Source organism: Rickettsiella endosymbiont of Dermanyssus gallinae, from assembly GCF_019285595.1.
GTDB lineage: Bacteria > Pseudomonadota > Gammaproteobacteria > Diplorickettsiales > Diplorickettsiaceae > Rickettsiella_B.
Genome location: NZ_CP079094.1, coordinates 1,232,194 through 1,253,938 on the forward strand (window position 1 = coordinate 1,232,194; position 21,745 = coordinate 1,253,938).

At 38.0% G+C, this 21,745-nt stretch carries 20 protein-coding genes; 16 read left to right on the forward strand and 4 right to left on the reverse strand.

What is annotated here, in order from left to right; all coding sequences use genetic code 11:
• Nucleotides 1-20: 20 nt before the first annotated feature.
• Both KX723_RS06275 and KX723_RS06280 read left to right on the forward strand, forming a co-directional pair.
• Nucleotides 21-2,021, forward strand: a complete 2,001-nt coding sequence (locus KX723_RS06275) for a hypothetical protein (protein ID WP_218813544.1) — start codon at nt 21-23, stop codon at nt 2,019-2,021.
• A 274-nt stretch (nt 2,022-2,295) separates the two neighbouring features.
• Nucleotides 2,296-2,850 (forward strand): hypothetical protein, encoded by a 555-nt coding sequence (locus tag KX723_RS06280; protein ID WP_218813545.1) that lies wholly within the window; start codon nt 2,296-2,298, stop codon nt 2,848-2,850.
• Here the strand turns inward: KX723_RS06280 and KX723_RS06285 are convergent.
• The 4 genes from KX723_RS06285 to KX723_RS06300 form a co-directional block, all read right to left on the reverse strand.
• Nucleotides 2,840-3,007 carry a hypothetical protein gene (locus KX723_RS06285; protein WP_218813546.1) on the reverse strand — a complete coding sequence of 56 codons (168 nt, stop codon included), beginning with the start codon at nt 3,005-3,007 and terminating at the stop codon, nt 2,840-2,842. The two genes, KX723_RS06280 and KX723_RS06285, sit on opposite strands and share 11 nt — an antisense overlap.
• A 97-nt stretch (nt 3,008-3,104) precedes the next feature.
• Complete coding sequence (locus tag KX723_RS06290; RefSeq protein ID WP_218813547.1) at nt 3,105-3,887, reverse strand: DUF4304 domain-containing protein; 783 nt, start codon at nt 3,885-3,887, stop codon at nt 3,105-3,107.
• A gap of 32 nt (nt 3,888-3,919) precedes the next feature.
• Entirely contained in the window at nt 3,920-7,984 is a 4,065-nt protein-coding gene (locus tag KX723_RS06295) for a DnaJ domain-containing protein (protein ID WP_218813548.1), read from the reverse strand.
• 46 nt (nt 7,985-8,030) lie between these two features.
• Nucleotides 8,031-9,815 carry a tetratricopeptide repeat protein gene (locus KX723_RS06300; protein WP_218813549.1) on the reverse strand — a complete coding sequence of 595 codons (1,785 nt, stop codon included), beginning with the start codon at nt 9,813-9,815 and terminating at the stop codon, nt 8,031-8,033.
• A gap of 472 nt (nt 9,816-10,287) precedes the next feature.
• On the opposite strand from KX723_RS06300, the gene KX723_RS06305 reads away from it, so the two are divergent.
• From KX723_RS06305 to KX723_RS06365, 14 genes are all read left to right on the forward strand, one after another.
• Complete coding sequence (locus KX723_RS06305) at nt 10,288-11,160, forward strand: hypothetical protein (protein ID WP_218813550.1); 873 nt, start codon at nt 10,288-10,290, stop codon at nt 11,158-11,160.
• A 144-nt stretch (nt 11,161-11,304) separates the two neighbouring features.
• Nucleotides 11,305-11,949: a hypothetical protein gene (locus KX723_RS06310; RefSeq protein WP_218813551.1), complete on the forward strand. Its 645-nt coding sequence runs from the start codon at nt 11,305-11,307 to the stop codon at nt 11,947-11,949.
• Nucleotides 11,939-13,636 carry a type IV secretory system conjugative DNA transfer family protein gene (locus tag KX723_RS06315; protein ID WP_218813552.1) on the forward strand — a complete coding sequence of 566 codons (1,698 nt, stop codon included), beginning with the start codon at nt 11,939-11,941 and terminating at the stop codon, nt 13,634-13,636. The genes KX723_RS06310 and KX723_RS06315 overlap by 11 nt, the downstream gene beginning before the upstream one ends.
• A gap of 85 nt (nt 13,637-13,721) precedes the next feature.
• Nucleotides 13,722-14,033: a TrbC/VirB2 family protein gene (locus KX723_RS06320; RefSeq protein ID WP_218813553.1), complete on the forward strand. Its 312-nt coding sequence runs from the start codon at nt 13,722-13,724 to the stop codon at nt 14,031-14,033.
• Nucleotides 14,034-14,057: 24 nt separating this feature from the next.
• Nucleotides 14,058-14,354, forward strand: a complete 297-nt coding sequence (locus KX723_RS06325) for a VirB3 family type IV secretion system protein (RefSeq protein ID WP_218813554.1) — start codon at nt 14,058-14,060, stop codon at nt 14,352-14,354.
• Between the two features lie 3 nt (nt 14,355-14,357).
• Nucleotides 14,358-16,778 (forward strand): VirB4 family type IV secretion/conjugal transfer ATPase, encoded by a 2,421-nt coding sequence (locus KX723_RS06330; protein WP_218813555.1) that lies wholly within the window; start codon nt 14,358-14,360, stop codon nt 16,776-16,778.
• Nucleotides 16,768-17,445 (forward strand): type IV secretion system protein, encoded by a 678-nt coding sequence (locus KX723_RS06335; RefSeq protein WP_218813556.1) that lies wholly within the window; start codon nt 16,768-16,770, stop codon nt 17,443-17,445. The genes KX723_RS06330 and KX723_RS06335 overlap by 11 nt, the downstream gene beginning before the upstream one ends.
• A gap of 18 nt (nt 17,446-17,463) precedes the next feature.
• Nucleotides 17,464-17,592 (forward strand): hypothetical protein, encoded by a 129-nt coding sequence (locus KX723_RS09760; protein ID WP_281421128.1) that lies wholly within the window; start codon nt 17,464-17,466, stop codon nt 17,590-17,592.
• Between the two features lie 11 nt (nt 17,593-17,603).
• On the forward strand, nt 17,604-17,969 hold the full coding sequence (locus KX723_RS06340) for a hypothetical protein (RefSeq protein ID WP_218813557.1): 366 nt from the start codon (nt 17,604-17,606) through the stop codon (nt 17,967-17,969).
• Nucleotides 17,969-18,964 (forward strand): TrbL/VirB6 family protein, encoded by a 996-nt coding sequence (locus KX723_RS06345; protein ID WP_218813558.1) that lies wholly within the window; start codon nt 17,969-17,971, stop codon nt 18,962-18,964. Before KX723_RS06340 ends, KX723_RS06345 begins: the two co-directional genes overlap by 1 nt.
• A gap of 35 nt (nt 18,965-18,999) precedes the next feature.
• On the forward strand, nt 19,000-19,707 hold the full coding sequence (locus KX723_RS06350) for a VirB8 family type IV secretion system protein (protein WP_218813559.1): 708 nt from the start codon (nt 19,000-19,002) through the stop codon (nt 19,705-19,707).
• A gap of 1 nt (nt 19,708) precedes the next feature.
• Nucleotides 19,709-20,008, forward strand: a complete 300-nt coding sequence (locus tag KX723_RS06355) for a TrbG/VirB9 family P-type conjugative transfer protein (RefSeq protein ID WP_218813560.1) — start codon at nt 19,709-19,711, stop codon at nt 20,006-20,008.
• A gap of 124 nt (nt 20,009-20,132) precedes the next feature.
• Nucleotides 20,133-20,672 carry a TrbG/VirB9 family P-type conjugative transfer protein gene (locus tag KX723_RS06360; protein ID WP_218813561.1) on the forward strand — a complete coding sequence of 180 codons (540 nt, stop codon included), beginning with the start codon at nt 20,133-20,135 and terminating at the stop codon, nt 20,670-20,672.
• A gap of 8 nt (nt 20,673-20,680) precedes the next feature.
• Nucleotides 20,681-21,742, forward strand: a complete 1,062-nt coding sequence (locus tag KX723_RS06365) for a TraB/TrbI/VirB10 family type IV secretion system protein (protein ID WP_218813562.1) — start codon at nt 20,681-20,683, stop codon at nt 21,740-21,742.
• Nucleotides 21,743-21,745: the final 3 nt, after the last annotated feature.

The window sequence follows — 21,745 nt, forward strand, 5'->3', positions numbered from 1 at the left end:
AAATAAATAGGAAACAAATTATGTTTAATTTAGTTGAAACTATCTCGCAGTATAATCAAACGCATCAAGCAAACATAAAATCAAATAAAACCTGGGGTCTTGCTTATCTACAGCCAGAAGGCTTAGCGGTTTTAAATGACTGTAAGCAACTGACTGAAAAATACGTTTATCATGCCTCACACTTTGTTACCGATCGTAAAGGCTTACGCAAGGCATTAGCCGAAACAAGACACCAATCAACTCATCAATCGCTATCCGTTTTAAAAGATATTGTTCGACGACTAAAAATTGATCAATCTATTTTAGATCGCTTCAATTGGGAAGAATTGCTAGCGCGTTCTTTCAGTCAAGATAGTTTAGAACAACGTTTTAATGAGGCAAAAGTAGAAAATGATGCCGCGACTCAACAAATGATTGTTCAAGCCTATAAACAATGGAAAATACATGAACCTTTTCAATATTATTCAAGCCAAGGCTTACTGTTTTTATTGGAGGTTATCACTCAATACCAAGATCGTTTTTCAGAAGCGCAAAAAGAACTCATGGCAAAACAAAAAGCCTGGATTCGCCCTATGCGTCTTCCTCCGTCTATTGCGGAAAGCTACGAACATTTTTTACTGACTGAATCAAATAAGCTGGTCGTGTTAAGAGAGCAAGTGATTGAAGCGCTATTGTTACGCTTAAAAGCCATCGAAGCGCAAGGACAAGTAATCTGTGATGATGTCAGTTATACGTTTGCAAAATGTATTCCCTCATTAGGTTTACCTGATATTCCTTTGCCTAATTATCAATTGAAGCTTGAGAACACTACCTTTCATCAAATACAGCATGCTATCGAAAAGCATGGCAATGTAAATCAAAAGAAATGGCTGTATCAATTAGAAAGGTACCAACTTAAAGAATATAGTTTTATTACCCTAGCATCACATCGTTTATTAATTCCAAAGCCTATAAAGAAATGGGTTGGGTTATTTTTTAATCATCATCGCTTACAATTCTTAGAAGTCCAGCAAGCATTATTAGCACAGCTTTCTTTTTCGATGGTTTTTGATGTCGAATCACCTGATGCATTGACTTTATCTGATCCAGCATTACAGATAGTCATAACCCGTCATGAATTGTTACAACAATCACTTCAATTATTGATTAAACAACAGCCTTATCATTGGTGGCAATGGCAGCAAAAATGTTGGCATAAAGCATGGAAAGCTTGGCTGATCGAGCAGATTCATAACAATCAAGGATGTTTATCAGATTGCTTAGCGGCTTTTTCCCAGCACATACAAAGCCATAAAAAGCAGCTCAATGAAACGACGTATTGTGAGAAAGTCCAAGCGACTATTCAGTTTATCCAAACATTAATTGGTAATGACCCATCTGAACATCAAGATATATTATTAACGTCAACACTGGAACATTTATCCATCTTGCTACAAGAAAGAAAAGTCAAAAAAAATAATATCCCAATATTTTATGCTTCAGATACGTTGCTACAGAGTTTTAAAGATGACGTATCGACTGTATTAAGAGACTATACGCAATATTATCATGATCAAGGCACTTCTACACCTAGAAAAAGCTTCCCAGATGTTATCGCTTTATGGGGTCTCATCCTAAATTCCAATGATAATGATATTGTGAAATTTGGAGAGGAACTGACGCAACGCTATCGAGCGATGCAACCTGTTTTATTCAAATGGATGCCTGCACTGGATTTCAATGTTTTACGCCGTAATTTAAAAACGGTGCTTGATAACCCCAAATACAGTATGGAGCAGTTAAAGCTGGCTGCACAGTCTCAAGCCGAGCAAGCTATCTATCAGGAAACTGATGAGCTATCTGAATCCTATTCAGATAGCGATAGTCTATCTTCTCACAGTTCATGGGAAGAAGTTGAACCGCTATCAACACAAGCTCAACCATTAATAAATAACCCTGAGCATTCTCCTTATTTTTTTAAAAATTCTTTTAAATTCACTGAGCAACCGTCAAGTACTTTGACTGTTCGTGCGACGGCATAAATAAATTTTAAAAAATTTCTCATGAGGAGGGATAATGAATAATAAATAAAAAAATACTACCTGAATTTTAATGAATTTAGGTTTTCTCATTTACTTACCCCTTATTTTTTATTTTTTTAGGTGGATTTCTAGGAATAGAAAGATTTATACTAATTTCAGCACACCCCTACCACCTCAATAATTCCCGTGCGGGACAGGCTATCCAGAAGTTGTCTCCTTAATAGAAAGATGCTAATTTGCATTAGATCAAAATTACCCATTAAGAACTATAAAAATGTCTATAAAACTCCACAAAACATCCATGGATCATAGGTATAGTAATTTTGGACATTTCCTTGGCACTTACATGGCGCATATGATTTACCCCCTAGAAGCAGGTGAAAATATTATGCCACTGCTTTCTATCCAAAAAGCAGACGAATCTTGGTTTGAATGGTTCGAGAGCAGCTCATATGAACATGCCGCAGACAAAGCCAGAGAAAAATTTAACACGATATCCTTATCCCCTGGTGATTATGCCTTTGTTGGCGTTGATGGCTATTATACAGACTGCGATAACCGTGATGAGGCGCTTTTAATTGACGCGTTTGAATGTCTATCGCCAAAAGGACAGGCTTATAAGATAATCATTCCATACCGCTCAGCAAGCAGTGCCGAAGGTTTAGCCATTTACCAAACTAAACTATTCCTTCCTAGCAATTCGCCTGATATAGATAAAAGCCTATTTTTAGATAATTTATGGAGCGGTTTTTGTCACCATACGCTTGGGTTTGAATTTTGGAATAAATATCGGGATCACAATTTAGAGCCTATACATCTTATAACTTAACCTCTTTTCCCGCGATCAAATCATCCGCAATTTGATTAAGTTCTTCATAAGAAAAAGCAAATTGCGGATCATCTTCCATCCTATTTAATATTAGTAAAAGTTCTTCAAGAATATCATCAATTTCTGGACGTGAGCCATATATATAGTTAATGCCCAATTAATTCTATAGCTTCTTTATTAGAGACACGTTGTTTCAGTTCTTTACCAAATTGTTCTCGTGTATATGTTTCTTGATACATGTTAATTTGCAATAATTAGGGCTTTATTTTTTTAATTTTATGATCAGAACTTGATGATTCTTCTTCGTAAATTTTCCTCTTCTCTGAAGTTAATTCTTTTATATTAAAAGTTGGCTCTTTAAAAAGTTTATCGTAGTCCTCTTTTAAACCAGTATACTCTGGGTGGTGTTGTAGGTATTTATTAAATTCAGACATTATCATTTTAAATTTTTCTTTTTTACCATAAGCTAGCAGTAAAACTGAAAGGTCTCTCAATATTTGTACTCTAGCACGTAATTCGCCAACTTCTATTTCCGCATGTTTCTTGGTACTTTCAGCTAAAATAAGCCACTCATCGATTAATTGTTCGTCAGTAATATGCTGATTAATAGCAGGGATTCCATAATCTAGTATTAATGGACTAATCTCTTTAAATAATTCCTCTACATCTGTTTTATCATTATATTCCCACCATTTGTCACCAACTTCCTGCCAAAATTCATCCTTTTGTCTAGAAGGGTGCTCCTTAGGAACTAAAGAACCAACTCTTGTGTCCCAATGATAATCTCCAAGCAAAGGATATTCTGCTACCTTATTTTGATTAAATTTGGCTAAAAAAAACTCTGCTAACACCAATGAATAAATACCTATATTAATAGTAAACTTAGGAAGCCCATCCCTATTTCTTTGAAAATTGATGATACCTATATTGCCTTGCGGATGTCGTTTATAAAAATTATTACCTTTTGAGGTAAATCCTTGTGTTTTCATTAATGGCCTTATCAATTTCATGAAGCGGCTAAATGTTTCTTGATACATGTTATTCTCCAAAATAAATTATATTTTTATTGTCAACGAAAGTATTTCGCATAGTCATACAAATTAATAGGACATCCTGGATAGCGAAATAACTCTGCTGGGCATCTATTTGCGTTTATCCAACTATCTGCTCCTGCCTGCCTAGGGTTAATAGGCGCAGAGCCCGTTTTCACTTCAGAACAATGAATGGGCTTTCCGTTTAAAAGAACAGTTACATCGGGGTAACGTGCTGCAACAGGGTTTTTAAAATACCGATCTATTCTTATTTCATATTTAGAATCCGGAAATTGCTGTCGCATTAAAGTGGAATGATAACGGTTAGCCGCATCGCCCCATACCTTATTTTGCCATAATCTCTGCCCTGCTTGGGTAGTTTGTCTGGCTAAAATCTGCATCTGCGCCGGGCTAATCTGTCTGGCAATCCCTAAAATATGCACACCGCCATAGACTGTTCGCGTATGGCTTTTTTCAACATTATGTCGGAAACTGGCCGGCACCCATAAACAAGTTCCTTTTAAATCGACTTCTTCGGCATCGCATGCAAAACCTAAGTCAACAAAGGATTTTTCTAATACTTTTCGTTCGCCTAATCGTTTTTTTAATTGTTGTTTATGTTGCTCTAGTGCTTTTGGTGTTTCTTTTTCAACAATATCATCTATCGTGAGTAAAGAATGATTCAGTGCTCCATCTAAACTTTCTTCGGTATGTTCGGGATAGAGCGCTTTGATCTTCTTAGCGACTTGATTTCGATCATAAGCAACCAACTGATCGAGCAGAGGCTTATCGTTAGCTTCTAAAAATTTATCGATGAGTTGGCTCGGGTTCGAAAAAAATAATCCGGCTAATTCGTTTTTAAATAACTCGAGTAATTGTTTGCGACATTCGGTCTTTTTTTGTGTTTGTAAATCTAAAATAAGCTGAGGTACTTTAGAGTCAATCGCTTCTGATCGGATCTTATGCGACACACTATTCCAACCCGAACGCCCATGCTCAGCAATGATTTTTGCTTTGGTATCTTCATAAAATTTATCGCAGAGCGCTACAATTTCAGGGGAGTTTTTAGTAAAGGTTAAACTGCCTATTTGCCGTCTAATGTCATTCAGTGAGGTTTGTCGCGATTGTGTCAGCTTTTCTTTGGAAAGTTGACGACGCCATTCCTGGAACTGTTCCGTTATGTTCTCTCTAACGAGTTTTTTAACTTCCTCTTCCGTTTCTTTCCAGTAGTCATGTTCTGCAGCGGTCCAATATTTCTTATCTTGCAAGCGGTTTTCTGATAACTGAATTTCTTCTTTATTCGTGGCACGTTGAGCCGCCATGATATTGACTAAGGTCGCTGCTTTACTGAGTTCTCTTAAGCGTCCAAATTCGGGAAAATAAATAGCAAACTCGTTGTAATATTTGGTAAATTCTTGTGCAAAGATAAACTCAGGCGAGTAACGATGCGGCATATTTGCTTTAGTAGCCGCTTTTAAAACAATCCTATGGATTTGACGTAAAGATTCTGAATCGTCTATTTTAACTTTTTCGTTTTCATCACGTGGCCGTCCGTTTAAACGAATTAAAAGGTGCGTATCACCTTCTAAGGAACAATGTGCTGTTGCCTTATGGTTTTCCCAGAAAATAAGTTCCCAACTGTCTTTTATGATCAGCAAGGCAGGCTCGGAAATAATTCGCTTTCCACATTCTAATTCTACTTTCTGTGCGGGTGTTAATACGTAACACTCCCAACCTTCATCTTCACCTTCTTTATCAACCAGATTACCTTCGGCATCACGCTTAAGTTTGTGATGCTTGACCACCATTTTGAGGTCGCCTAAGGCAAATAATACCGTGCCATCTTTATTAGCATTTCCATCATCAATCGCTAGATCGACTTCCTCTGATTCAATCCAAAAACGATTGAGTGATTCTTCATGATGACTGGCATGAAAATCCGTGATTACTTTTTTGAGATAATCAGGAAGATGCTGAGTTATTTCGTCCAATGATCTGAGTTGATAAGGATCACGGCGCTGTACTTCTTGACCGACGGTTAAAAATTTTAATAAGTAATCCGTCAGCAACATCGTATGTAGCAGCTGTGAGTGATGCAGCGTCGATGGTGCGAATCGCATTTGGTTAAAGGGGTGATATGGCATGTCAGGATCGGCCGCATCTAAGCTGAACACAGCAGATCCCAGGCGACGCTGAAACATCTCTTCTAGATCAAACCATGTTAATAAATGGTTGTAATCTCTTTCGCTGTCTTCACAATAATCCAGAATAAAGGCCATTCTTCCAGTTTTATAATTGATTTCTACTCCGTGTACCGTTTTATAGGTAGGAATATTCATTTTTTTAGCTAAGGGTAGTGCCGGTTCAGGTTGAGTCCAGCCTTCTTCACTTAAATTATCTAATGGCCACGGTGCATTGAGATTGTAATCCAGATCATCGCTGGTCCATTCTTTACTGACTAATAATTCCTGCATTAAGCGCTGACGGAATTTTTTTTCTAATTCAGGATCATGATTCTTTTGATACCAGTTTTTTAAACAGGCTTCATAGGCTTGATAAAAAACACGCACATAACTGTGATCAATCGCAATTTTTTCTACACCCTCTTTTTTGTTATCAATTTTATCGATTAGTGCGTGTAATAATTGGCGCATTAAGAGCAAATTTTTATCTTCTTCGGCCAGTAAATTCGCATTGGATTGCGTTGCTTGAAAAAAAGGAAATAAATCGGCTAGCCAAAGTGCACGATGTTGTAGTGCCTCTATTATTTGTTCTGATTCGGAATGGGTATAATGACAAGACAGCAAGCATTTTATGCTGTGTAGGCAAGCATACAATTCAACTTCGGGTGTTGCATGGTGAGCAATACCGACGGCTTCGAGATAAATTTGAGCAACGAGTCTTTCATCCGCCATGCGCAGGATGGGATTTGATTCTTGTGCAGCCGCTTTTTGTAATGTGAGTCCAATTTGTAATAAGGTATTAACAATCACCGCATATTCTGCAAATCCCATGATGGCGGGTAACCAATCGAGCAGATGAAATGCTTTTTCTCTATAAAAAGTGGCACGATTTTCAGGTGTGGTAAAGCGACGTTTCTGTATGTCTTGTTCTAGTTTGAATAATAAACGTGCGTATCGCAGCAGATGGGTTAGATTTCCACTGGATTGATCAGAAGATTGCTTTTCAGAGACTTGCGATTTCAGTTTTTCAATTAATTTTTCTATCGCCTTCTGACCATCGAATGCTCTTAAAAAAGATTCCTCTAATACTTGTTCATCTGATAGCCAATACAAGTGTAAAGCTTGTGCGTGTAAGTTACGGAAATACTTACTTTGCAATAACGGCGCCATAAAAGTCATCGACTGATCAGCGGTTACTTTGGCGTAATCGGTTATTTTCTTTAATGAATAGAGAATTTTTTCGGTAGGTGGCTTTTCTTTAGCGGCTACCAATAAAATTTCATAAATACCCTGATATAACTGAGATTCATAGCCCGCCTGTTGTCCTAATGTTTCTAGTTGTTTTAGTTTTCCAGCAAATTCTTGGGTTAAATCTTGAAGTGCTTGCCAAGAATAATGACCCTGCAAAAATTCTAAAAAATAATTAATCGATTTTTCTGGCGTTAACGATTGAAAATTAAGCTTAACCTCTGAAACAGTGGTCTTTTTTTGTTGCATCAACGCAAAAATATTGCTTTCTTTTTTATCTTCTTTGCTTAGATACAGATCGGAGTGAAAGGGTTTTAGATATTGAGCCACCGAACTTTTGTGAAGTGGTTTAGCATAGCATTGTTTAATAAACTCACTATGTTGTTTTCTAAACTTTTCCGAAAAAGGGGTGCCTGCCGTGGGTAAATAACCCTCTGGCGTTACTACCATTTCACTCTCATTAGAGGCATTAAAAACGTACCAATCTTTATCAAATTGTTGCCTTCTGATTGGATCACTCAATGTTTGATACGCCGTCGTGAGTAATGCCATTTTCTGAGCATCACCGCCCTTATCCGGATGTTCAGATAAGGCTTTTTCTCGATAAGCTTTCTTGATGGCTTGCGATGAAGTATTCGAACTGACGCCTAAAACTTGATAGAAATCGTGCATTTCTTTGCTTCCTTTAACGAAGTTATTCTTTTATTGTCAATCACATTTACTTGAATAAATTAAATAAACCTTTATTTTCTTGTTGCGTAGACGATTTAAGAATCTGTGAGAGCTGCTGAAGATTGATATTCTGTTTAGATTCAAACAATGCTTTAATATTTTCTGTGCTTAATTCTAAGCCTTGTAAGTCACTACCTTGCATGGCTTGTTGGCACCAGTATAAAGCCTTATTTTGATCACTAAACGGTGGGGTTCGATAAAGATTAAATAGCTGTAGTTGTTTATCCGGATTCATTTCATGCGCTAATCGCTCTAAGATGAGCAGTGCCTCTGAATGTCCCAACTGCGCTGCTTTTATGAAATAATCAAATGCTTTTTCTTTATTATCAGATTGACACTGCAAGCCTAACTGAAATACTGAGTTCTTGTCCTCAGCTTTTTGATCGGTTGTCTTTTTATAGAAACTGAAAGGATTTTTTTTATTCTCTATAACTGGTTTTTCTTTTTTAGCATCATGGACCGAATTATTTAGCTTTGAAGTAGTCTCTTTTAATATTTCTGGTTTTTTCTGATCTTTTAAATTATCTTGTTCTTTTGGTTTTTTTGAACGTGTTGGCGCTTGGGGAACGGTTGAATTTTTAGAAGAGGTTTGTTCTTCTTTATGAGCAATTGCTTCTTTCTGATCCGGTAGGTTTGTTTTATTTTTTGGCGTTTTTAAACTATTTGGCTCTTTTGGAATTGCTGAGCTTTTAGAAGGCACTGGTTGTTTTTTAAATCCTAATAACTCATGTACTGTTGGTATTCTTCCAAATTGCTTATATAAAATGTCAAATCCTATGACTTCGTCGAATGTTGGTATTCTTCCAAGTTCTTTATGTAAAGTGTCAAACCCTAGTATTTCGTCAGAAGTTGGTTTTCTTCCAAGCTCTTTATAGAAAATACCAAATCCTAATCTTTCTTCACTTGTGAGTATTCTTCCAAATGCTTCACAGAAATTGCTATATTCTAGTGATTCATTAATCCCAGGCATTTCCCCCAGTTGTTTAGTGAGGATATCCCAGAGATTGGAGACACTGAGATCATCCTGAGTTTTTGAATTTGTAAGGATTTTTGTATGCTTTGGGCTCTCTAAGTCTTTTAAATCTTTTAGCTGATGTAATCGACAAGCCGCGATAGGATCACCTAGGGCTTTTGCTTTCTCATAGTACTGTACAGCAGAGTTATAGTCCTCTATAAAAGAATTGATGGATAGTTCACTAGCAATCTCGCCTCTTTCATACATTTGAGCAAGATATAATGCCGCTTTTGGGTAGTCTTTACTGTATGCAATCAATTCAGCTAAAGCTTTTTGGGAACCCGCAATAGCCGCTTTCCTATACCATATCAACGCAGTGGCTAAATCTTTTTTAATGCTTTGTTCAGGTGTAGATAAATGATCTTCTTTAAAAAGTAATGCCGCTCGATACATAGCGGGTGCATAGTTTTCCTTACTTGCTTTTTCATTGCCACCTATTTGCCATACCAAATTAGACCAGCTATTCCCTTTAACAATCTGTTCATAAAATTCCAATGCTGATTTCCATCTCTCACCACATTCGTTGTTTCTTCCTCCGTAATAAAAAGAATCAATAAAAGATTTCTCTTCCTCCGCAAGTTTGTGTAAATGGTAGTAAGCTTCTTTTTCTTTCCCTTTCTTAACTGCTTCTAAATAATATCTTTTCGCCAGTGTGAAGTCTTTTCTAAAATTGTAGTACCCGTAATGAAAGCACATACCAAAACTAAGGTCATCATGATTGCCAAGCGTGAAAATCAACGATTTTTTTAAAAACAATTTAAGCATCGATTGTTTTTTTATCCCTATTGTATTTTTTCTAATGCAAATTAATTTCTATGAAAGTATATTCTATTTTTATCTATTAAATCTAGCGATAACACTTTATTTATTTTTTATATGATAATAATTCACTACTAAAAGAAATTTATTTTTTGCAGAAGCTAAGTAAGCTATTACCCACTATATTGAGCTAGCTATTTGGAGTCTAGTAGACTGTAAATACTTCTAAGCTTGATTCATAAAGGCTGCCCGCCCATTTCACGATGTGAAAACCAGCCAAGACCTCACTTTTCCATCGTCTCTACGATACTTGTAAAACTGAGGTCTTGGCTGTTGGGCGGGCATAACAATAAATCAAAGTAGAAGTAGTAGGAAGGAGAGAGAAGGAAGAAGAAAAAAACAACATATAAAAGCCATTTCATTGTTATAGACTTATAATGTATTTTTAATAATAAGGATTTTATTTACGATGAAGCAATCGATCTTCTTAGATACCTGTGTCATTAGTAATCTGGTAGAACTTGGTATTTCCCCAAAAGAATTTAATGATATTTTAAATAAAAAAAATTTGATACCTGTTATAAGTCCATATGTAACCTATGAACTTGCCAAAACCCTTACAAGTAAAAATCCTACTAAAACCTTTGATGACTTCTCTTTTATTAAAATTTTGAATCCAGAGTGTTGCTACCTCAGTACAGAGCTTTATATGTCTGAAGTTAAAAGGATAAAGGACGATACGCCTGTAGAATATTTTTCAAGTGACTGGAGGAAAACTGCCTTACTTCAAGAGGGAGATAACTTAAAAGATGCAAAGCATAAAGCAGATGCTATAGGGTATATCGAAGAACGTCAACATTACTTCAATATATCTCGGGCAACTTGGTATCCGATCCAATATGAAAAATTCAAAAAATATAAACAAGGCTTTCAGCGCTTACTTTTTGAATTTTTAGGTGATTTTAAAGATAACCCTGATAAAATAGATTATGTTCGAAAGCTAATTCAGCGTGCTACGAATGAGCAAGGTATTTTAAGTGACAAGGAAGTAATTAAATTTTATTACAATATGTCGGGTTATCCGGCACTTAAATCTCTTCTTTATTCTCAGTTGTATTTGGGTTTTCTAACTGAAACAAATCGTCAAACGCCAGCTAAGGATAGATTTTTTGATGCTAGCATATTGATAGAAGCATCGTATTGCGCTTATTTTTTGAGTGCCGATTATGATCTTATTTATAAACATGCAAAACACATCAATCCTCATATCAATCTAATTTATTTAGATGAGTTTTTGAAACAAGAAAAGATAAAAAGACAAAATGTAGCAGAACCCAGTTAAAAAGTTACCCATAGTCGCTTGGACTTTTTTGAAGAGTCCCGCGCCTATGGATAACTTTTTTAACTATTTTTTGCTTCAATATCACTTGATTTTCATTAAAAGAGTATCCATTATTTATATAAAAGTAATTAGGATAATTCTTTTTTGAAATTAACATCACGTGATGTAGAAATTTTAAAATTTATCAATGAATTTGGTTTCTGTGAAATGCCGCAGATCAACCAACGCTTTTCTTTGCGAAAACCCCGTAATTACCAATTACTCAGTAAACTAGTCCGCCATAATTTGTTACAACATGAACGAATTTGGCATATGAAACATGGAGTATTTCGCTTAACGCCGGCTGGCGCACGTTTCACGCCATTACCACACATGCGCCAACTTAACTTTGCAAATTATTACCATGATCGCATGGTAATAAATCTTCATATTAAGTTAATGACAATTTATCCGGATGCCACTTGGATTAGCGAACGAAAACTAAAGCATGAGAAATGTAAACTAGGTGTGGGCAAAGAAGGCCATTTACCGGATGGGATATTAATGTTTCCCGATGGAAAACAGGTGGCTATTGAAGTAGAACTTTCCTCTAAAAGCAGACAACGTTTAGATGACATCCTAAAAACCTATGCGACCCAATTTACCTTACAAGAAGTTTGGTATTTTTGTCATGAATCGATGGTGCCTCGATTGAAAGAAGCTGCAAAAGCGATGCCCTTTGTCAAAATTCATGCACTAAAACCATTTTTAGAAAAAAATCCTATCAACGCGGATATCCATGCAGGATAGTGGTTTCCTGGAGCATCCACGCGAAATTATTCAATGGTTATTAATTGCGCTTTGTTGTTTATGGCAAAGCTTAGTAGCTTTGCTTGGTCTTTTACTTTTTCTTATCTTAATCCGAGTATTTCGTTATTCCGTTTGGTTGATACTTTTAGTGGGTATAGTGTTGGCACTCGCCAGTAGTTTCTTCATCGAATGGCAATCACATTTTAGCTTATCATTTTTTGAATTGATGCACGCCTGCTTTGAGCAAAATCTGACATTTTGGAAAATAGTGTTTAGTCGCGGTTTTAGCGCGGCATTAAGGTTTATTTATCAACAGGGAATTGATTATGCGCTTGGCTTTCCCTTCCTGTTTGCGGGCTTATTTGGCATGACAGAATGGATTCCGAACTCTACACACGAATGGGAATTGAAGGCCATTCAAAGGGGCATGGAATCCTCATCGAAGCAGCATACGTTAAATTGGAAAAAATATTTTCTTAAACCGAACAAACAAGTCCAAGAAGGAACGCTTTTAGGCTTCTCTGACGCGCAAGAAGCGATTGTTGTACCTGACAGCGCTATCAATCAGATGCTCTTGGTATTGGGCACCACAGGCGGTGGTAAAACGGTTACTTTGCGACGCTTTTATCAACGCGCTGTGCAACAAGCGTATCCCTTGATTATTATCGATGGTAAACCCACCGAAGAAAATGTCGCCTGGCTACAGAAAAAATCACAGGAGCACAGACGTACTTTCTATGGCTTTAACTGCGCAGACAATCACCACTATGATCCCTTAGCGCACGGCGGTTATACTGAGCTTAAAGATAAATTAATCAGCCTTAAAGATCAGTGGGAAAACGATTATTACCGTTCGATTGCTGAAGATTACTTACAAACTACGTTTGAAGTGCTGTTACATTTGAACAAACCCTTTGATTTAAAAACCGTTGTTAATTGTTTAGATTTTCGAGAGTTGGCGCTTAAAACGCGCGGCATCACCAATGAAACACTTAAAAGCCGTGTACTCCGTTTACAACAGTATGATGCGAAAGATATTACGGGATTACAGGCGCATTTGAATTTATTAATCCATTCTGAACTCGGTGCTTTTTTTGAAAAAACGGATAATACCTTTAATTTAGAAGAAATCATTCAAACCAACAGCGTAGTGTATTTTGCCCTACCCGCCTTACGTTTTCCCAGCTTTGCGAAGGTTCTAGGTAAATTAATCATCAATGATATCAAAGCAGTCATTGATCGCTTAGAAACCAAGCAGCGTATTTTTACGGTATTTGACGAGTTCTCTGTCTTTGCCGGCGAACAAGTGTTAAACCTCGTGAATATGGGACGTGGCAAAGGCATTCACGCTATTTTTGGTACCCAGGGTTTAGCCGATTTAAAACGTGTCGATGATAATTTTGGTAATCAACTATTAAATTGTGTGAATACGTTAATTTGTCATCGATTGAATGATCATGAAAGTGCGGAGAGTGTTGCGAGCTGGGTTGGCACCGAAGATGGATTTGACGTTACTGCTCAGATTAGCGAGGACAATTCAACCGGAATGGGTAGTGTAAAGCGTAATAAATCCTTCATTATTCACCCTGATTCCATTAAACAAGAATTACAATCTGGCGAAGCGTTTTACATTAGTAAAGTGAACAAATTTCAACATAAAAAAGTAAAGATTATTTTTACAAAATAATTAAAAAATATCTATTTTTATAGTGTTTTTTAATAAAAAATAAGTTATAATATCTTTATTAAATTCCTCACTTTTTATTAAAAATATGACATTAAGAAAAGGGAAAAAAAGAAGATTTCAACTGATTTATTTAACAATGGGTCTTTCCTTATTTTTCCCTTCATTGTCATGGGCCTATGGTGGTGAAACACCGGTGAGTCAAGGTTTAAATTGGGTTATTGATTTCATGTATGGCGGCACGGGACTGGCTGTTGCAACAATATCTATTATTGCTGTCGGATTGTTATGTGTTAGCCATCGCATCGAGTGGAAATATTTTATACAAACCTTAATCGGTATCGCCGTTATATTTGGCGCCAGTGGTATTGCAAGCACAATACATGGCCTCATTTTTTAATAAAAACGATAACAAGGAATGACTGTGAAAAATTATCCGATCGAAGTTGACGCCTTAGCATTGGCATTAACACGACCACCGGTATTTATGGGCATTCCACTACGTTTGTTTTTCGCTAATGTAGCGGTAAACATGATGGTTTGTATTGATCTTCATACCTTAATGGGTATTCCTTTGTTTGGTGCCATACACCTGATTTTATTTCGGTTAGCGATGAAGGATTTACAATTTTTTCAATTATGGTTGAAGTATTTTACGCAAACGCCGCCTGTTTTAAACAGTGGCTTTTGGGGCGGCACGAATAGTTATCAGCCTGGATAAAACATGCTGTCTAAAATAAGAAAGCTTGGACATAACCCATCAAACCGACGACTCAGAAACGAAGCTAATGCTTCACGACACATTAATATTATAGGGCACTATAACGATGACACGTTGATTGATAAAAGTGGCAAACTCATTCAGATCATTCAACTGTCAGGCATTGATGGCCTCACACACAGTGAAGCCACCTTAGATGCCTATAAAAATCGCCGAAATAGTTTGTTAAAAAGTTTTTCCTCTGAATATGCGATTTATTTTTGGACAGTGTGCCGTCAAACCATCGCTTTCCCTGCGGGAGAGTTTCAGTCAGGCTTTGCACAGCAACTCAATGAAAAATATCGTCAAAAAATTCAGCAGCGCCCTATGTTTCAGAATGACATGTACATTGGTATCGTCACAAAACCGGCTGAAGGTATTTTAAATCAAAGTTTTAATTGGTTTAAAAAACTAAACCATCAAGCCGATAAATTTGCACAGCAACAACAATTACTTAAAACATACGAAGCCTTAGTGGCCGTCACTCAAAAAGTATTACAAACCTTATCGGATTATCAACCTAAATTATTGGGTGTTTATCAAAACAATGGCATTACATTTTCTGCGCCTTTAACGTTTATCGATCAATTGATCAATGGGGATAAGCTGTCTATCCCTTTACTCAAACAGGATGCTTGCACGTATTTACCGAGGAAACGATTATTTTTTAATCGACATACTGGCACGATTGAATATCGCACTAGTGATCAGTTGAAGCAATTTGCTGCGGTTATTTCGATTAAAGCGTATCCAGCAATGACTTATCAAGGATTATTAGACGGTCTTAATTCGCTACGGATGGAATATACGCTAACGCAGTCTTTTAGATTTTATGACCGCTATCTTGCCAAAGCACGTTTACGTGATCAGCAGCATGATATGCAGCAAACCAAAGAAGAATCTGTACGACAAACCGAACAAATTGATGAGTCTTTTGATGATACCGCCAGTGGTGAAGTGAATTATGGCAAACATCATTTTAGTTTAGTGTGCTATGCAGAAACCTTAGAACAATTAAACCAACACGTGGGCGAAATCATCGCCTTGTTATCCGATCGCGATATCGTGTGTGTTCGAGAGGATGTAGGTTGTGAGTGTGGCTTCTGGGCGCAGTTACCAGGTAATTTTGGTTACATTGTCAGAGAAGCCGATATCTCTACTAAAAATATCGCCGCCTTTGCGAGCTTGCATGACTCCCCTTCTGGCCAACGTGAACATAATTTCTGGGGTAATGCGGTCACGGTATTAGAAACCTTATCCGGTAGTCCGTATTATTTTAATTTTCATGATAGAGATGTCGGTAACTTTATGGTGGTCGGTGCCACCGGCAGTGGTAAAACCGTACTGGTTGGATTTCTGATTGCACAGAGTATGAAGTTTGGCGGCAAACGTGTGATCTTTGATAAAGATCGCGGATTGGAAATCTTAGTCAGGGCTTTGAGTGGGACTTATGAAGTTTTAAAACCTAGCATTGCCACGGGGTTTAATCCCTGCCAATTAGCGGATACTTCAGAAAATCGTACCTTCCTATTACAACTCTTTAAACAACTTTTAAAATATCCTACGAAGCCATTAGATGAATCCGATATCAAAGTGATAGAAGAAACCATTACTGGCCTGTATCGTTTGGATCCGAGCGAAAGACAGTTTTGTCATATTGCACCGTTCTTCGGTAAAAATAGTAAAGGATCACTGCGCGCACGCTTTGAGTCATGGCACAGTGACCGTGAAAATAGCTGGTTATTTGATAATCAACAGGATTGTTTTGAACAGCAGCGTTACGAATCTGATGTTATTGGTTTAGATTTAAGCCATATTCTAAAAGACGAATCCTGCAAAACACCGACCTTGATGTATTTATTACATCGCTTTAGTCAACAACTGGAAGGTCAACGTGGCCTTATCTTTCTTGATGAAGCCTGGTTGGCCTTACAAGATGATTATTTTAAAAACATTATCAATGATTTATCTCGAACACCGCGCAAGAAAAATAATTGTTTTGGCCTGGCAACACAAGCTGCTTTTGATACTACCTCATCTGCAAATCAGGCCGCTATTAACGAAGCGGCGGCGTGTAAGATCTTTTTTCCCAATCCGATGGCGGATCGAAAAACGTATATTGAGCATTTCGGTTTAAGCGACCGCGAATTTGAACTGATTAAAACCTTACCCAATGATAGCCATTATTTTCTACTGAACTATGGCCGAGGTAAAACATCGGTCGTCTTAAGAGCCAATCTACAACATATGGATGATGAAATTGCTATCATTTCAGGGCGCACTGAAACCATCGCTCTCCTCGATATCATTCGTGCTGAAGTCGGCAATGATCCAAACATTTGGCTACCGATTTTCCATCAGCGGAGAAAATCACATGCGGGTTAAAATTATACTATTAAGCTGGTTGATATTTTTTCCATTAACCAGTTACGCCGATCCCTTTATTAGCGGCTTATTACATATTGCAGCACAGATCGAAGGATATCAAATGCAGATGGCGGATATTCAATCGACGATTTCACGATTAAATCGCCAGATACAACAAGCGGTATCGGGGCGCTCTGAATGGGGAAATTGGCGCTTTAATGATTTTCAGTCCTGGGGATTGCAAGCTGATCGTTGGAGTTCACTTTTAAATCTAGTGACGCACGGTGGTAATGATGGACAGTTAGGCGTCGTACTACGTTTATTAGCAAGAGAATTTCCATCTGCCATGGCGCTTTACAATCGAGTAAATCCGAATCGATCCGATCAAAGCTTCTACAGCTTAAGAGCAAAAACCGCTTTAGTCACAAGAGCGGCAAGTCAGCTCAGCTATGATAAAATTCAAGAACAAATTAACTACGCAAACGAATTGCGTTCACAGATTGGCACAACCAGCACCTTAAAAGAAGCGGTTGATTTAGAAAACCGTCTTACTGTCGAAAATAACTTAATTCAGATTGAAGTGTTGCGTCAATTAGCATTGATGAATCAACAACATGCGATTAATGCGCAAGCCGAGGTTAACCTTGACCTTCAAAATGCGCATTTTTTGACATCCCTGAGGTAAATACCAAGGAGTATGACCATGCAAAAACTAGCACCGTATGTGGCATTAATGTTATTACTAGGCGCCTTTCTGGTGAGTTGTTCAACTGAACCTTTACATGCACCGCACGATCCTATCGTTCTAAAGACAAAAATTAATTTTGGGTAAGGAGTAACCACATGATCAATGAAAACTATTATACGTTTATTGCAGCCATCGTTATGTTGGCTAGTTTATTTTTAGTCGGATGTCATAAAAAAAATCCGCTGGTGAATGATCAAGACATTGCTTTTATGAAAAGAAGTTTTTTTGTCAGGGCACCGAATTTTCCTATTGATAAGTGTGCTGCTTACTATAGTGGCGATCAGAACGGCGGGGAATTAAAAAAGTTATGTACCGAATGGACGCAAAAATATTATCAACAATTAATGAAGGCGAAATTTATTGCACCCTCCGCGACATTAGCGAATTTTAGAGATCCCGCCTTTTGGAAAAAAGTCAGCGCAACCAGAGAGGAAGATGCTTGGGCTAAAATGGAATGGTAATGCTTTTTGTACAAAGTTTTATTACCGATACACTCGCAGCAGTCGATGATGTAATTGGTTACTTTGTACAAACAACGTATGAGCAATGGGTACAACACTATAGCAACACGTTGGTCGCATTAAGTACGCTCTATATTGTGTTACTGGGTTATCGCTTTGCCACACACACCTTGAGCGCGGATCTGATGACGATTAGTCGACATTTAATCGTTTTATTAGTCGTTTGTAGTTTATGTACGAATTGGTCTCTGTACCACTTGCTCATCTACAATATTTTTACCAACGAACCGAATTATATTGCACAAATCATTAGTCAGAAGCCTTATCAAATGCCTGATGAAACGATTGCACAAGGATTGAATCAAGTCTTTAGTGCGGGGATGGAAGCAGCAACGGTTATGTTTAGCAAAGGATTCTATCTTTTTTTCTGTGGTATTTTTGTTATGGCCTTTACTTTTTTATGCTGTATATCTGCATTAGGCTTGTTAATTTACACCAAATTAGCGATGGCGATTGCCTTGGCTTTAGGACCACTGTTTTTAACCTTTATCCTGTTTGAATCCACACGCGGTTGGTTTGTGAGTTGGTTAAGAAAATTATTTAATTTTTCACTGGTACCCATTGTAACCACCAGCATTCTGGTCTTGATGTTGTCGATTATCAATTTGGTACTACCAGATTTATCCTATGAAGCCTCGGTCGGCAAACCTAATTTTTTTACAGTGGGACTTTTTGGTGGATTATCGCTCATCACCGCGTTTCTATTAAAACAAAGTCTATCCATAGCCAGTAGTTTAAGTGGCGGTCTTACTTTAGCGGCATTAAACCAAGTCGGCGGTATGGTGAAATCCGCTTTAACAAGCAGTGGTATCAATACGGCGGCGCACTTAGCCAGCCAAGGGTTCAAATATGCGAGAAATTCATTCGCAAACCGCGCCGCTGCGCAAAAACAATCCACAATTAATGAGGCGGTACAACAAGGAAAAAATAATTAATCATTTTTCTAAAACAACAAAAACGGTAAAGAACAATGAGTCAGGCAAACGACGTTAACAATAATGTGAAAGAAGCGCATTACCAAACGGCAGCAGATTGGCGCTACGATATCTATCAACGTAAAAGTGTTTGGTTGCGTTATTCACTGATAGCTAATGTGGGCTTATTACTATCCTTGTTACTGGCACTCCTCACGCTGGTTTGTTTAGTGCCACTTAAACAAAAAATCCCCTATCTCTATGCATTTAATAACGCGACGGGTGAAATAACTAAACTCGGCGAATTAGAACCCTCACACCTAAGCGCTAATTGGCAAATGACGCGTTATTTCCTGATTCATTATGTGATGAATCGTGAAAGCTATGACAGTGACAATTTAGAAGTGCCCTATCAATTAGCCTGGACACAATCAAACCCTACTATCCGTAAACAATATGAGATGGAAGTAGATAGTCAGGTTACCACATCGCCTTATCACAAATATGGTAAAGATAAAGCCATAAGAGTGCGCGTAGTATCAGTCTCTCGTTTGAATGACAATACCGCGGCTATTCGTTTTGAAAAGCAATTACGTGATAAATCCGCTAATACGCAGCAGATTGCCCATGAGGAAGCGATTGTAAAATGGCAATATCAATCGATTACCGCCACGCAAACTCAATTAGATAGAAATCCACTCGGATTTACCGTGACGTACTATCAAGTAACGCCGGTTAATTTAAGCCATGAAGAAGGGAAATAATATGAATAAAAAAATAAATCTGTTTGTTTTTGTCTCACTCGTGATGGGGCATATGAATTTTGTACAGGCGGCTTTATTGCCTCGGCCTGTTGCCGCAGACAGGCATGTAAAAACAGTCAATTATGATCCCAATAATGTAGTGATGATTCATGGCGCGTATGGTTACCAAACACAAATTGTTTTCGCGCCGGATGAGGAAGTACAAAATATCTCCATTGGCGATAGCTTAGCCTGGCAAGCGGTACCAGTTAAAAACAATTTGTTTATCAAACCGACGGCAGCCTCTAAAACCAACAAGTGAGTCGCTATGCTCCCGAAGAATTTCGGCCATCGTGTCCCCGAAATTCGTTCGCATGACGCGACTGAAATTAGGCCGCGATACGTCCTGCGTCCGGCACGCACTCACTCCTTCGGAGTTCATGCCCGTGCCTCCCACAAATGACTTTACGGCGTTATGCGTTTCCTGCTTCGCCCGTCAACGCACGCCTATCGCGGGCTCTTCGACTTCGCATTGCTTTCACAATGCTTTCCTGTCTCATCGTATGACCGTATTAACCAGTGCCAATAGCTATAACTTTCAATTAGATGCCAACGATGCAAAGATCTCACCAACCTATCAATTAAAATTTAATTATCCGACGGCCGGTTATGATAACCGTGGAAAAAGTAATGCGATTGGTACTTGTGATCCTACCCAAATCAACTGGAAATATAGTTTTACTGGCGATCAACGTTTAGCACCGATTGAAGCCTTTGATTGCAATGGTCAGTTTACCTATTTTCGTTTCAAAAGTAGTTTACCGGCTATTTTTGTAGTGGATAAAAAACGTAAAGAGACGCTCGTTAATTATCACGTGAAAGGAAACTATGTGGTGGTTAATACCACTGCCGAGCAATTTACCTTACGCAGTGGGCGTTATGTGACCAGCGTCTATAACGATGCCCTTCTAGGCGATTGGCAATAGGAAGCACAATGGTAAAACCAACATCACAAACACCCTCCTCTGAGGGGTTACCCGAGATTGCAGAGCCAGCGGGTAAAAAACGGGTACTACTCGTTATTCTCGGTGGGCTATTATTGCTATTAGTAACACACTTCTATTTTAACTCTAAAAAAACAACGTCTAAAAGCGAGTTTTCGGTAGAGGAAAGCTATACCACGCCGAGTACCCAACAAAAAAAACCAAGAGAAAAATCAGATTCACCCGAAACAAAGCCATTATCAGAACAACAACTCGCTTTATTAGAGGAAAAGCAAAAAGAATTACAACAGCGTTTATCCGCACCGATGATGTTATTGAGTCAAGCAAACAAGAGTAATGATAATCACACGGTCAACACCGATAAAACAGTGAATACGGGTGAAATGGATGCTAACCGTCAATTTTTACAACAAACTAGTACCGTTTCTAATCAACGTGTTAAAGTAACGAAGATGGGTGCTTTAAATCAGTTAATTGCTGAAGGTCACATGATCCATGCCATTTTAGAGACTGCAATTAATTCTGATCTGCCAGGGAGTTTAAGAGCAACCATTGATCAGCCGGTTTATGCCGAAGATGGATCACAGGTGTTAATACCGCCAGGCAGTCGCTTAGTCGGTCAATATAAAAGTGGCATATTACAAGGTCAATCACGAGTTTTTGTGGTGTGGACACGTTTAATGACACCAGACGGTATTAGCTTAAATCTAGCTTCGCCTGGTGTGGATTCGCTCGGGATGGCGGGCATGTCAGCAGACACCATTAATCATCATTTCTGGCAACAGTTTGGTACAACGGCATTGCTTTCTATCTTAGGTGTAGGCACATCGAATGTCGGTGTAGATAGTAATGCGTCTTATAACGCTTCACAGGCTTATCGTATGGCCATAGCCAATAGTTTTAACCAAACAGCTCAGCAGACACTACAGGCCGGTATGATTCCACCTACCCTATGGGTTAATCAAGGTAGTCCTATTCAAGTATTTGTGGCACACGATCTCGATTTTAGTGCGGTGAATCAAACGGCCACTTCTAAAATGAATATTTTTTAACAA

Coding starts and splice junctions, on each gene's coding strand:
- KX723_RS06275 (WP_218813544.1), top strand. CDS start 21: ATGTTTAATTTAGTTGAAACTATCTCGCAGTATAATCAAACGCATCAA.
- KX723_RS06340 (WP_218813557.1), top strand. CDS start 17,604: ATGATCAATGAAAACTATTATACGTTTATTGCAGCCATCGTTATGTTG.
- KX723_RS06335 (WP_218813556.1), top strand. CDS start 16,768: ATGCGGGTTAAAATTATACTATTAAGCTGGTTGATATTTTTTCCATTA.
- KX723_RS06280 (WP_218813545.1), top strand. CDS start 2,296: ATGTCTATAAAACTCCACAAAACATCCATGGATCATAGGTATAGTAAT.
- KX723_RS09760 (WP_281421128.1), top strand. CDS start 17,464: ATGCAAAAACTAGCACCGTATGTGGCATTAATGTTATTACTAGGCGCC.
- KX723_RS06290 (WP_218813547.1), bottom strand. CDS start 3,887: ATGTATCAAGAAACATTTAGCCGCTTCATGAAATTGATAAGGCCATTA.
- KX723_RS06295 (WP_218813548.1), bottom strand. CDS start 7,984: ATGCACGATTTCTATCAAGTTTTAGGCGTCAGTTCGAATACTTCATCG.
- KX723_RS06355 (WP_218813560.1), top strand. CDS start 19,709: ATGAATAAAAAAATAAATCTGTTTGTTTTTGTCTCACTCGTGATGGGG.
- KX723_RS06330 (WP_218813555.1), top strand. CDS start 14,358: ATGCTGTCTAAAATAAGAAAGCTTGGACATAACCCATCAAACCGACGA.
- KX723_RS06365 (WP_218813562.1), top strand. CDS start 20,681: ATGGTAAAACCAACATCACAAACACCCTCCTCTGAGGGGTTACCCGAG.
- KX723_RS06345 (WP_218813558.1), top strand. CDS start 17,969: ATGCTTTTTGTACAAAGTTTTATTACCGATACACTCGCAGCAGTCGAT.
- KX723_RS06315 (WP_218813552.1), top strand. CDS start 11,939: ATGCAGGATAGTGGTTTCCTGGAGCATCCACGCGAAATTATTCAATGG.
- KX723_RS06305 (WP_218813550.1), top strand. CDS start 10,288: ATGAAGCAATCGATCTTCTTAGATACCTGTGTCATTAGTAATCTGGTA.
- KX723_RS06320 (WP_218813553.1), top strand. CDS start 13,722: ATGACATTAAGAAAAGGGAAAAAAAGAAGATTTCAACTGATTTATTTA.
- KX723_RS06350 (WP_218813559.1), top strand. CDS start 19,000: ATGAGTCAGGCAAACGACGTTAACAATAATGTGAAAGAAGCGCATTAC.